The sequence below is a fragment of the Aeromonas sp. QDB34 genome (assembly GCF_027705405.1).
Taxonomy (GTDB): domain Bacteria; phylum Pseudomonadota; class Gammaproteobacteria; order Enterobacterales; family Aeromonadaceae; genus Aeromonas; species Aeromonas hydrophila.
Genome location: NZ_JAPDBT010000005.1, coordinates 93,400 through 105,970, shown reverse-complemented (window position 1 = coordinate 105,970; position 12,571 = coordinate 93,400). Strand labels below are relative to the sequence as shown.

Genomic DNA, 12,571 nt, shown 5'->3' with positions numbered 1-12,571 from the left:
CCGTTTTTTGATCGCCAGATGCCACAAACCCCAGCATGCCGGGGTTTGTGGTTGCAGCGGATGGGTCAGCTGGCGCTGGCCGGGGCTATCCGGAACTCGGGCTGCTGGCGCAGCTTCCACAGCTCAATCCACTTGCGGATGGCCGACACCAGGATGACGGCGCCAAGGCCCAGCATCAGCAGCGAGATGCCGCCGTTGAGCAGGTTGTAGCCCTTGGCTTCGGGGTTGAAGTAGACGTGGCTGACCATCCAGTAACCGGCGTAGTTGACGGTGACGAACAGGTAGGCCAGCGGGATCAGGCAGGTCAGCATGTAGCGGCGCTTGCTGGCCAGTCGCAAGATGATGGTGGCACCGATGATGAGGCCCACCGAGGCCATCAGCTGGTTGGAGACCCCGAACAGCGCCCACACCGAACCGATATCACCGGACATCAGCAGATACCCCCACATCACGCAGGCGAGCACGCTGGCCCCGATGGCGCCCGGCATCCAGTCGATGCGCTTGAGGGGCGGATAGAACTCGCCGAAGAAGTCCTGAATGAGGTAGCGGGAGACCCGGGTGCCGGAGTCGACGGCAGTCAGGATGAACACAGCTTCAAACATCACCACGAACTGGAAGAAGTAGGAGGCGAGGTTGCTGAACCAGGGCACCTTGGTGAAGATGTAGGACATGCCCACCGCCAGGGTGACGGCGCCGCCGGTGCGACCGTTCAGGTCCATGCCGATCTCCTGGGAGAGGAACGGCAAGTCCACCACCTGCATCCCCAGTTTGGCGAAGGCTTCCGGGGTGGCGTTGATGGCGAAGTAGTCGGCCGGGTGCAGGGCGGTGGCGGCGATTAGCGCCATCACGCCCACCACGCACTCGGCCAGCATGGCACCGAAGGCGACCGGCAGGATGTCGCTCCACTTGTCCACCAGTTTCGGGGTGGTGCCGGAGCCGATGAAGGCGTGGAAGCCGGAGATGGCGCCACAGGCGATGGTGATGGAGATGAAGGGCCAGACCGGGCCACCCAGTACCGGGCCGCCGCCGTGGACGAACTGGGTCATGGCGGGGAACTGGATCTCGGGGTTGATACAGATGACGCCGATGACCAGGGCGCCGAATACACCGATCTTCATGAAGCTGGAGATGTAACCGCGCGGGGTGAGCAGCAGCCAGACCGGCAACGCGGTGGCGAAGAAGGCGTAGATGGGCAGCGCCAGACTGATGGTCTCGGCACGCAGGGTCAGCCAGGCACCGAAGGCGCTCTCTTGCACGTAGGGGCCGAAGAAGACGCAGGCCAGCACGGCGATGAAGCCTACCCAGGAGGCGGCTTGCAGGTTGCCGGTCAGCTTGTGCCAGATCCCCACCACCATGGAGATGGGGATGGTCATGAACACCGCGAACACGCCCCAGGCGTTACGCTCCAGCGCGTGTACCACCACCATGGAGAGACCCGCCATGGTGATGGTGATGATGAACAGCATCGCAAGGCCGGTGCACCAGCCGGCGATGGGGCCGAGCTCGGCCTTGGCCACCTCGGAGAGGGACTTGCCCTGATGCTTCATGGAGGCGAACAGCACGACTGTGTCGTGCACCGCGCCGCCGATGACGCAGCCGATCAGCAGCCAGAGAAAGCTCGGCAGGTAGCCGTACTGGGCGGCCAGGACCGGGCCCACCAGCGGGCCGGCGGCGGCGATGGCCGCGAAGTGCTGGCCGAAGTTGACCCACTTGTTGGTCGGCACATAGTTTTTGCCATCTTCCAGCTGGTGGGAGGGGGTGACCAGCTTGTCGTCGGCCATCAGCACCTTGCGCACAAAGAACACGCCGTAGAGGCGATAGGCGATGGCGAGGATGCAGAGGGCCGCAATGACGAAGGTGATTGCGTGTTGCATGACGGAGTTTCCTTTTCCTGCGGCCAATCCGGCCGGGCTCAGGCTGCACTCTACCGATGCGGCAGGGAAAGGGGAGCGCAGAAAAGGTCAGTGGCAGAGGGCCGCCCGCGAGCGGCAGAAAAGCGGCCCCGAGCGGTTTGAGGGATGAGCCGGCGGGCTCGGCAAGCGGGTGAGTGGTAACGGGCAGAGCAGGAGCGGGGGGAGTGGCCCGCTCCTCAGGGGATCTCCAGCAACTCCTTGAGGGGCTTGAGGTAGCGGCGACTCACCGGCACCTTGTGGCCGCCCTGGGTCACCACCTCCGCCAGGCCGCCGTCGAGCAGCAGGATCTCGCGGATCTGGCCCGGGTTGAGCAGGTACTGGCGGTGACAGCGCACGAAGCCGGTCTTCTCCTCCAGGGTGCGCAGGGTCAGCTCTGTGGTGCCCTGCTGCTGGGCGCTCACCACCTTGTTGCCGGCCAGATCGCTGTGGACGAACTCTACCTCGCCAAGGGGCAGCAGCAGAATGCGGTTGTGGCCGCTGCAGGGGATGCTGCGCAGGGGCTGGGCGATGCGGGTCGGGTCCGGCAGTGGTTGGCCCGCCAGCTCCCCCTTTGGCGAGAGCAGCCGCTGGATGCGCTCCAGGGCCTTGTTCATTCGCTCTGCCGTGACCGGTTTGAGCAGGTAGTCGAGAGCATTCTCCTCGAATGCGCGCAGGGCAAACTCGTCGTAGGCGGTGATGAAGACGATGTGGGGACGCAAGTCCGGGTCCAGCATGCTCACCAGTTCCAACCCGCTGATGCGCGGCATCTGGATGTCGAGAAACAGCAGGTCGGGTTTGAGGCGATGGATGGCGGGCAGCGCCTCCATGGCGTGAGCGCATTCCCCCAGCAGGCTGATGTTGCCCGCCTGCTCCAGCAGCAGCCGCAGCTCCTCGCGGGCGAGGGGTTCATCGTCGACGATCAGGGCGGTCAGCATGGGCTCTCCTGCAGGGGAAGGGTGATCCTCACCCGGGTGGATTGATGGGGCTCGCAGTGAATGGTGACCCCGTACTCGGCGCCGTAACGGGCCTTGATGCGCCGGTCCACTATGTTCATGCCAAGGCCGCTCTCCTCCCGTTTGGCCTGATAGAGGCCGGCGTTGTCACACACCTCCAGCACCAGCTGCTCGCTCTCCTGCCGCGCCGTGAGGGTGAGCCGGCCGGGCTCGAACATCTGGGAGATGCCGTGCTTGATGGCGTTCTCGACGATGGGTTGCAGGGAGAAGGTGGGCAGCCGGTACTCCAGCAGCGGCTCGGGAATCTGGATCTGCACGCTCAGGTGCTCGGCAAAACGGGCCTGCTCGATGTGCAGGTAGGCGTTCACGTGCTCCAGCTCGTCGGCCAGGGTCACCTCGTCCCCCTGGCGCTTGAGGTTCTTGCGAAAGAAGGTGGAGAGGTGGTGCACCAGGGTGCGGGCATCCTCGGGGTCGCGCCGGATCACCGCCGCCAGGGTGTTGAGGGCGTTGAACAGGAAGTGCGGGTTGATCTGCGCCTGCAACAGCTTGATCTCCGACTGGGCCAGCAGTCGCTTCTGCTCGTTGTATTTGCTGGCCAGGATCTGGCCGGAGAGCAGCCGGGCAATCCCTTCCCCCAGGGTGCGGTTGATGGAGGAGAAGAACTTGCGCTTGGGCTCGTAGAGCTTGATGGTGCCCACCACCGACCCCTCTTCCCCCCGCAGCGGAATGACCAGCGAGGAGCCGAGCCGGCACTGGGGATGCAGGTTGCAACTGTAGGGGATGAGGTTGCCGTCCGCATAGACCACCTCGTTGTGCTGGATCGCCTTGAAGGTGTGGGCCGAGTTGATGGCGGTACCCGGCAGGTGGTGATCCTCGCCGATGCCGATGAAGGCGAGCAGCTTCTCCCGATCGGTGATGGCCACGGCGCCCACCCCGGTCTCCTCGTAGAGAATGCGCACCATCTGCTGGCACGCCTGCTGGGTGAAGCCTTTGTCCAGCACCCGCATCGCCCGCTCGGCGATCTTGAGGGCGCGGGCGGAGAAGGCGACCGAATACTTCTCCAGCATGGCGCGGTGATCGAGGATCATCCGCATGAACATGGCGGCCCCCAGGGTATTGGCCACCAGCATGGGGGCGATGATGTTCTCGATGAGATGGACGGCGTCGTCATACGGGCGGGCCACCAGCAAGATGATCCCCATCTGCATCAGTTCGGCGATGAGGGCCACAGATCCCACCACCCAGGGGCTGAACAGCAGGTCAAGCCGGTGGCGGGCGACGAAGTGGCGGTGCACCAGGCCGCCGAGCAGCCCCTCGGCGATGGTGGAGAAGGTGCAGGCCAGCGCGGTGAAGCCCCCCAGCGAGTAGCGATGGATGCCGCCGGTGAGCCCCACCAGCAGCCCGACCACCGGGCCGCCGACGATGCCGCCGAGCACGGCGCCGATGGCGCGGGTGTTGGCGATGGAGTCCTCGACTCTCAGGCCAAAATAGGTGCCCATCACGCAGAAGCCGGAGAAGATGAGGTAGCAGAGGATCTTGTGGGGCCAGCTCAGGGTCACCTGGGTCAGCGGCATGAACAGCGGCGTCTTGGAGAGCAGCCAGGCGATCACCAGATAGACGCAGAGCTGCTGGAAGAGAGATATCACGAGCGCGAATTGTTCGAAAGCCACGGCACACTATCTCGAAAGGGGATGCTCATCCAATGGACGCGGAGTATTAGCAAACCCCGATTTGCGCTGCAAGCCGCGGGCGCCGGAATAGCGCGCCTGCGCACAGATTTGCCGGCACCCTGAGCCAAAGGCATCCCCTGTGCGGCCGATGGGGGATGGCCATAGGCCCGGCAAGTGGGTCACTCTCCCGGCCCGGCTCAGGGGCCTGGATTAGTGGCTTGGCTCAGGGGGCTGAATGGACGTTTGCATAGAGCAGCATCAGCTCAGCCAGGGAATCGACCTCGAGGCGCCGCATCAGGCTGGCGCGGCACACCTCGACGGTGCGCACCGAGATGCAGAGGTCCTGCGCTATCTGCTGATTCTTGTGGCCCCGGGCGATGAGTTGCAGCAGCTGGTGCTCGCGCGGGGTGAGCCGCCGGTAGGCGGCCAGCTGGGCGAAACGGGTGGCCGCACTCAGCGTTGCCTGCTCGGCCCGGCCGATGGCGGCGAGCAGGGGGGCCAGCTGCACCGGCTTTTGCAAGAAATCCACCGCCCCCTGCTTGAGGGACTCCACCGCCAGCGGCACCTCGCCGTGGCCGGTGAGAAATAGGATGGCGATGGGGCTCTGGGCCGCCTTCAGCCGCTGCTGTACCTCGGGGCCCGACAGTCCCGGCATGCGGCAGTCGAGGATGAGGCAGGCGGGCTGGTGCAGGTCGACCTCGGTTAGAAAGCGCTCACCATCGGCAAAGCTGAACAGCGGCCGTTCGTCGCAGCTCTCCAGCATGAAGCGCAGGGAGTCGAGCACTGCCTCGTCATCGTCAACCAGATAGAGCGGGGGGCGGGAGGGGGACGTCATCTCAGTTCCTCGGGATGTCGGTGGATGAAGGGAGGGTTTCGGGTGGTGGCACGGGCAGGATGACCCGGGCCAGGCAGCCGTGGGGGCTCAGGTTCTCCAGACTGAACTGGCCGCGATGGCTCTCGACCACCTCCCGGCAGATGGCCAGCCCCAGCCCCATGCCATCGGGCTTGTCGCTGTAAAACGCCTGCTGCAGTTCGGTCACGGGGATCCTCAGGCCGGCGCCGTTGTCGCGGATCTCCAGCAGCAAACTCTGCGACTCGAAGGCGATGAGCAGCTCGACCCGGGCAGGCTCCTGTGCCGGTGCTTGCGCAGGGGGGTGAGCAGGAGAGTGAACAGCAGCGCGGGCCCTCTGCGCCGCCCTCTTCGCCGCACTCTCGGCGCCATTCTTGATGAGGTTGACCAGCAGCTGCTCCATCCCGGTGCCGTCCAGAGGCAGCCGGCGCGGCTGGCCCCGCCAGTGCAGGGTGAAGGCGACGTCGAGCGGCGCCAGCATCTGCTCCAGCAGGGGGCGCAACTCCGCCACCAGGGTGGGCAGGTCACAAGGCTCGACGCGGGGAGGGCGCTTTTGCAGCCGGGCCCTGAGCCGGTTGACGGTCTGGGTGATGCGCTGGACCTGGAGCCCTATCTGCTCCAGGGCCTGACGCAGGGAGGCCTGGGCGGCAGCCTGGGCCGGATCCTGTGCCAATCTGTCCAGTCGCAACAAGGCCCCCTGGCTGTAGTTGGCGATGGCGCTGAGGGGCTGATTGATCTCGTGGGCCACGTTGGCGCCCAGCTCGCCCAGTTCGGCGAGCCGTCTGGCCTGCTCGAGCTGACGCCCCTTCTGCTCGAGCTGGTGGTGGGCTTTGAGCAGCCGGCGCTGGCTGCGGTTGAACAGGTATTGCAGCAGCAGGTGGTGACCCCCCAGCAGCAGTACCAGCGCCAGGGCGCCCCAGCCCCACTGTTGATGCTGGCGCAGCCAGTGCCAGGCCGCTTGCCACCAGGGGCCCTGCAGCGGGTGGCGATCCAGCGCCTTGAGCAGGCGGTCGATGGCGAGCTCGCTGGTGGGCACGGTCCAGCCCGCCGAATCGGCGGCGATGGCCGCCTCGCTATCAGCGGGCAGGTCGAACAGCGCACGGGTCACCGCCAGCGCCAGCGCGGGGGAGGCCCGCTCTGTCTTGGCGAAGGACCAGTTGGGGTAGAGCCGGGTCGAGCTCTGGCAACCAAAGCCGGCCGGTGCCTGATCGTCCAGCACCCGAAACGCCCCCCTGGTGACCTTGCCCTCCCGCTCCATGCGCTCCAGCTGACACACCGGCACGATGGCGGCGGCTACCTCGCCTGCCGCCAGCCGCTCGATGAGCCGGTCCAGCGGAAAGCCGGTGAACTGCACGGTGGAGAAGAAGTGTTCCAGCCTGACCCCCTGTTCGCCCGCCTCAAAGCGATAGGCGAGGTAGCCGCCGAAGGCGTTCTCCGAAACGGCGGCGACCGCTTGCCCCTCGAGGTCACGCCAGTGTCGGTAGGGGGCCTGGGCGGGCACCACCAGGGCGGCGCCGATGGCAAGGTTGTCCCCCCCGGCCGGGCTCTTGAGGGTGGCGAGCCAGGCCAGTGGATACTGGCGTGCCAGGCTCACCGACTGGCCCGGGTTGGTGATGACGAAATCGAGGTGCTCGCGGGCGACGGCCTTGGCCAGTTCATCGAGCCCCAGCGGATGCAGTACGAAGCGATGGTCGGGCACGCGCTGTGCCAGCCAGCGCAGCAGCGGTTGCCACTGGGCTCTGGCCAGTGCCGGGCCGCGGGTCGCCAGTACGCCGATGCGTATCGGCTCGGCCAAGGCCTGCACTGGCGTGGCCTGGGATGGTGCGGATTCCTGTCGGGCCGGCGCTGGCAAAGAGGGGGTCGGGGCGGCATGCACCCGCAGCGGCAGGGCTGACAGGGCGAGCCAGAGCAGCAGGCTGAGCAGGGGCAAGGGAACTGGGACGTGCAGGGGGCTTTCCTCTCGGTGCAAAGGGGGCAGTCTATCACCGGGGCGTGCGCTTGCACGCGAACGGGGCCGGGAGGGGCGGCAAACGCCGCCCCGGTCACAGTTCAACAGGGCTGGGGCATTTTTTATTGCGCTGGATCAACCCGGCTCCCGGTATGTGGAAAACCACAATAGAGGCGACTTCCTGCGTTGAGGACAATCGGCCCAACCCCTTTCAAGCCAGCTCAGCAGAAGGAAAGACGCCATGGAGCCCAGCAAGCGCCGATTGTTATCCGGGATCGCCGCCCTCACCGCAGGGGCGGCCCTGATCCCCGTCACCCAGGTTCAGGCGCAGTCCGTTCCCGCTCCCCGCAACGGGCGTGCGGCCATCAGCCGGGGGGACGGTCGCAAGCGTTACGGCATGCTGATCGACCTGCGCCGCTGCGTCGGCTGCCAGGCCTGCACCGTGGCCTGCACCATCGAAAACCAGCCCCCTCTCGGCCAGTTTCGCACCACGGTGAGCCAGTACGAGGTGAGCGACGTGGCCGCCCTCGAGGCTCCCGCCTCCCTCTTGATGCTGCCGAGGCTGTGCAACCACTGCGCCGAGCCCGCCTGCCTCGATGTCTGCCCCACCGGCGCCACCTTCCAGCGCGATGACGGCATCGTCGTGGTCAACAACGACTGGTGCGTCGGCTGCGGCTACTGCGTGCAGGCCTGCCCCTACGACGCCCGCTTCATCAACCACGAGACCAACACCGCCGACAAGTGCACCTTCTGCGCCCATCGGCTGGAGGCGGGGCTCTTGCCCGCCTGCGTGGAGAGCTGTGTCGGCGAGGCGCGCATCATAGGCGATTTGAACGACCCCAAGAGCCGGATAAGCCGCTTGCTGCGCGAACACGAGCCGGCGCTCAAGGTGCTCAAGCCGGAGGCCAATACCCAGCCGCGGGTCTTTTATCTCGGTATGGACGAGGCCTTCGTCAGCAAGGTCGACGGCAACCCGGCCCTGCGCACCCTGCTCACCGACGATGGCAAGGAGATAGCCCATGGTCATTAACGAACTGCTGGCCCCGGCTCAGCCCATCACCTGGCTGCCCTGGGCGGTGCAATATTTCTTTCTCATCGGCCTCGCCTACGGGGCCCTCTGGCTCGGCGCGTTTGAGCTGTGGCGCAAGGCACCGGATCCGCGGCTGCAGATCCTGGCGGCGGTGCTGATGGTGGCTGCCGGCTTGGTGGCCCCCATCGCCCTGACCGCGGATCTGCACCAGCCGGCCCGGGCCTGGCACTTCTACGCCCAGACGCGTTTTGGCTCCGTCATGTGGTATGGCGCCTACCTGCTGCCGCTGTTCAGCCTGCTCTCCATGCTGCTCGGCTGGCTGCTGCTAAGGCCTGCCCTGGCCCGGCGCGGCGCAGAAGGGGACAAGATAGCCCGCCTTGCCCGGCTGCTCTGCCTGGGAAGCTGGTCGGGGCACGTCTGGCAGCGGCCCCTCTCCCTGCTGGCGGCCGTGAGCGGGCTCAGCATCGCCCTCTACACCGGGTTCGAGACCATGGCGGTGGCGGCGCGCCCGCTCTGGCATACCCCCTGGTTGCCCTGGCTGCTGACCCTGAGCGCCGTGCTGGGGGCCCAGAGCGCCCTGTTGCTGCTCAACCGCTTGCTGGCGGGCTGGCGTGCCCAGACCGAGTCGACCCTGCTGCGCCAGAGTGGCTGGACCTTGAGCCTGCTGGCCCTCTCCCTGCTGGGCTGGGCCCTGTTGGGCGGTGCCTCGGCGGCAGAGGCCGCGGCCCTCTATCGGTTCGACCCGAGCTGGCGGCTGGCGGCCCACTGGCTGTTGTTGACCCTGGTGTTGGCCAGCCTGCTGATGCTGCTCCGGCCCAGGATCTCTGCTCGCCTGGCACTCTGGGGGCTGGCGCTGCTGGGGCTGCACCTGATGTGGGGCCTGCGCTGGCTGGTGCTGATCCAGGGGCAGCTCGCCCCCAAGTACGGGGCCGGCGTCTACCTCTATGAAATCGCCTGGGGCCCGGCCGGTGTGCTCGGCATTCTCGGCACCTTCGGTCTGCTGCTGGCCCTGCTGGTGGCCCTCTCGGAGCTGGTGTGCCCCTCTGTTTCCCCCGCCATCAAGGCATCCACAACTTTTGCACGCGAGGCACTCTGATGGATCACAGCAAGCGCAAGTTTCTCAAGGGCGCCGCCATCGCCGGCGGTACCGGGCTGTTCGTCGCCGGTTACAGCGACACCCTCAAGCAGGTGGCGACTGGTCTCGCCACCGGCAGCTCGGGCAAGCCGACCCGGGATCCCATCCATGGCAACTCGCTGGCCGTGGAGTACCGGGTTGACGAGCGGGGGGAGCTGCACCCCAACCCGGCCCAGCGGGTTGCCAACACCATGTGCCTCGGCTGCTGGACCCTGTGCGGAGTGCGGGCTCGCATCGACAACGAGCGCGACCAGATAGTGCGGATCCTGGGCAACCCCTATCACCCCCTCTCCGCCCGCCATCACATTGACTTCAAGACCCCGGTCAAACAGGCGCTGCTCGCAACCAGTGGCTACCAGGAAGGGGGGCTGGACGGGCGCTCCACCGCCTGCGCGCGGGGCAACGCCATGCTGGAGCAGCTCGACAGCCCGCAGCGAGTCACCCGTTGTCTCAAGCGGGTGGGGCCCCGTGGCAGCGGTCGCTGGCAGAGCATCCCCTTCGAGCAGCTGGTGGCCGAGGTGGTGGAGGGGGGGGATCTGTTTGGCGAGGGGGTTGTCGAGGGGCTGCGGGCCATTCGCAACCTCGGCGAGCCGCTCGACCCGGCCAACCCGGAATACGGCCCCAGGGCCAACCAGCTGCTGGTGAGCAACGCCTCGGACGAGGGGCGAGATCACTTCATCAAGCGCTTCACCTTCAACAGCTTCGGCACCCGCAACTTCGCCAACCACGGCGCATACTGCGGCCTGTCGTTCCGGGTCGGGGCCGGCGCCCTGCTGGACGATCTGGAGAAGAACGCCCACCTCAAGCCGGACTGGGACGAGAGCGACTTCCTGCTGTTCATGGGCACCTCGCCCCAGCAATCGGGCAATCCCTTCAAGCGCCAGTCCCGTCAGCTGGCGGCGAACCGGGCGCGGCCGGGCAAGCCATTTTCCTACGTGGTGGTGGCCCCCAGCCTGCCCAACACGGTGAACATGCCGTCCGCCCCCGCCAACCGCTGGCTGCCCATCCGCCCTGCCACCGACTCGGCGCTGGCCATGGCCATGCTGCGCTGGATCATCGACAACCAACGCTACGCCGAGCCCTTCCTGACGGCACCCAATGCTGCCGCCGCCGAGCGGGCCGGTTATCGCGGTTTTTGCAACGCCAGCCACCTGGTGCTCTGCGACGAGGGGCATCCGCGCTTCGGCCAGATGCTGCGGGCCAGCGATCTTGGCTTGCCCTTTGATGGGGAAGCCTATGGGGAGGGCGACGCCATGCTGGTAGAGGAGGCGAGCAGCGGCGAGCCGAGACCCGCCAGCCAGTGTGAGCGGGCCAACCTCTGGGTGGCTCGCCCCATTCAGGGCCCCAAGGGGGTGCTGATGGTGAAGAGCAGCTTCCAGCTGCTGGCCGAGGCGTGCCGGGAGCACTCCCTCGCGCAATACAGCGCCGAGTGCGCCGTGCCGGTGGCCGACATCGAGGCGCTGGCGCGGGAGTTCACCAGCCACGGCACCCGGGCGGCCGTGGTCTCCCACGGCGGCACCATGAGCGCCAATGGCTTCTACTCGGCCTGGGCCATCATGATGCTCAACGTCATGGTAGGGAACTTGAACGCAAGGGGTGGCGCCGTGGCGAGCGGCGGCAAGTTCGACCCCTTCGGGGCGGGGCCGCGCTACGATCTGGCGAGCTTCCCCGGCATGGTCAAGCCCGCCGGGGTCTTCCTGTCGCGCTCCAAGTTCCCCTACGAGAAGACCTCCGAATATCGGCGCAAGCGCGAGGCCGGCCAGAATCCCTATCCGGCGCAAGAGCCCTGGTTCCCGCTCTCGGGCCCCTTGCTCGGCGAACACCTGACCGCGGCGGTGAACGGCTATCCCTACCGGCTCAAGGCCTGGATCAATCACATGGGCAACCCCCTCTACGGCCAGGCCGGGCTCGCCAAGGCCATAGGCGAGCAGTTGAAAGATCCCAAGGTGCTGCCGCTCTTTATCAGCATCGACAGCTTCATCAACGAGTCGTCGGCGCTGTCGGACTACCTGGTGCCGGATACCCTGACCTACGAGTCCTGGGGCTGGGCCAGTGCCTGGCACGGGGTGATGACCAAGGTCTCCACCGGCCGCTGGCCCATCGTGGAGTCCCGTGTCGCCAAGACCGCCGAGGGAGAGCCGGTCTGTATGGAGTCCTTCTTTATCGCGGTGGCCAAACGGCTGGGGCTGCCGGGCTTTGGCGAGGGGGCGCTCAAAGGGGCGGACGGCAAGCTGCACGGCTTGAACCGGGCGGCGGACTTCTCCCTCTACGGCGCGGCCAACGTCGCCTATCTCGGCGAGCCGGTGCCAGCCATAGAGCCTGAGGATCTCGCCTGGTCCGGGGTGGAGCGGATCCTGCCAGTGCTGAATGCCACCCTGAGCGTGGAGGAGGCGGGCCGCGCCGCCTATCTCTTCGCCCGCGGCGGGCGCTTCGAGCCGGCGGCCAAGGGGCGCGACGCAGCGGGTCAACCGAGCAAGCGCTGGCCCAAGCCGCTGATGGTGTGGAACCCCGAGGTGGGCAGCTGCCGTCACAGCCAGAGCGGCCAGTTCTTGAGCGGTACCCCGCGCTTCTTCCGCCCCCAGCTGGCGGACGGCACGCCGCTCAATGAGGCGTTCAAGCCGGCCCAGTGGCCGCTGCTGCTTACCAGTTACAAATCTCACACCATGAGCTCCATGAGCATCGGCTCGGATCGTCTGCGCCAGGTGAACCCCAGCAACCGGGTGCGGCTCAATGCGCAGACGGCGGCGCAGCTGGGAATAGAGAGTGGGGATAGGGTGCGGGTCAGCACCCCGGATGGTAGCGTGATCGGGGTGGCCGAGTGCGTGGCCGGGGTGCAGGCCGATGCCATCGCCATCGAGCACGGTTTCGGCCACAAGGAGCTGGGGGCGCGGGAACACTGGATAGACGGCCAGAAAGTGCTCGCCAATCCGCTGCGCGGGGCCGGAGTCAATCTCAACGATCTGGCGGTATTGGATCCCAGCCGCCATGGCCGCTACCCCCTGGTGGACTGGGCCATCGGCTCGTCGGCCCGTCAGGGGCTGCCGGCCCGGGTGGAGAAGCTGGTATGACGACCCAATGAAAACGGGGCCTGCG

At 66.9% G+C, this 12,571-nt stretch carries 8 protein-coding genes; 3 read left to right on the top strand and 5 right to left on the bottom strand.

Annotated features, from left to right (window positions below; all coding sequences use genetic code 11):
- Positions 1-65: 65 nt before the first annotated feature.
- The 5 genes from OKC29_RS09405 to OKC29_RS09385 form a co-directional block, all read right to left on the bottom strand.
- Complete coding sequence (locus tag OKC29_RS09405; RefSeq protein ID WP_073351364.1) at positions 66-1,874, bottom strand: carbon starvation CstA family protein; 1,809 nt, start codon at positions 1,872-1,874, stop codon at positions 66-68.
- Between the two features lie 215 nt (positions 1,875-2,089).
- Complete coding sequence (btsR, locus tag OKC29_RS09400) at positions 2,090-2,827, bottom strand: two-component system response regulator BtsR (RefSeq protein WP_073351363.1); 738 nt, start codon at positions 2,825-2,827, stop codon at positions 2,090-2,092.
- Positions 2,821-4,515 (bottom strand): sensor histidine kinase, encoded by a 1,695-nt coding sequence (locus OKC29_RS09395; protein WP_073351362.1) that lies wholly within the window; start codon positions 4,513-4,515, stop codon positions 2,821-2,823. Before OKC29_RS09395 ends, btsR begins: the two co-directional genes overlap by 7 nt.
- Positions 4,516-4,738: 223 nt before the next feature.
- Complete coding sequence (locus tag OKC29_RS09390) at positions 4,739-5,350, bottom strand: response regulator transcription factor (protein ID WP_073351360.1); 612 nt, start codon at positions 5,348-5,350, stop codon at positions 4,739-4,741.
- A 1-nt stretch (position 5,351) separates the two neighbouring features.
- Positions 5,352-7,295, bottom strand: coding sequence for a sensor histidine kinase (locus OKC29_RS09385; RefSeq protein WP_162275761.1), 1,944 nt, complete (start codon positions 7,293-7,295; stop codon positions 5,352-5,354).
- A 259-nt stretch (positions 7,296-7,554) separates the two neighbouring features.
- On the opposite strand from OKC29_RS09385, the gene dsrO reads away from it, so the two are divergent.
- The 3 genes from dsrO to OKC29_RS09370 are packed head-to-tail and all read left to right on the top strand — an operon-like array spanning position 7,555 to position 12,546.
- Positions 7,555-8,343 (top strand): sulfate reduction electron transfer complex DsrMKJOP subunit DsrO, encoded by a 789-nt coding sequence (gene dsrO / locus OKC29_RS09380; RefSeq protein WP_042649144.1) that lies wholly within the window; start codon positions 7,555-7,557, stop codon positions 8,341-8,343.
- Positions 8,333-9,439: an NrfD/PsrC family molybdoenzyme membrane anchor subunit gene (gene nrfD / locus OKC29_RS09375; protein ID WP_073351356.1), complete on the top strand. Its 1,107-nt coding sequence runs from the start codon at positions 8,333-8,335 to the stop codon at positions 9,437-9,439. The genes dsrO and nrfD overlap by 11 nt, the downstream gene beginning before the upstream one ends.
- Positions 9,439-12,546, top strand: a complete 3,108-nt coding sequence (locus OKC29_RS09370) for a tetrathionate reductase subunit A (RefSeq protein ID WP_073351354.1) — start codon at positions 9,439-9,441, stop codon at positions 12,544-12,546. Before nrfD ends, OKC29_RS09370 begins: the two co-directional genes overlap by 1 nt.
- Positions 12,547-12,571: the final 25 nt, after the last annotated feature.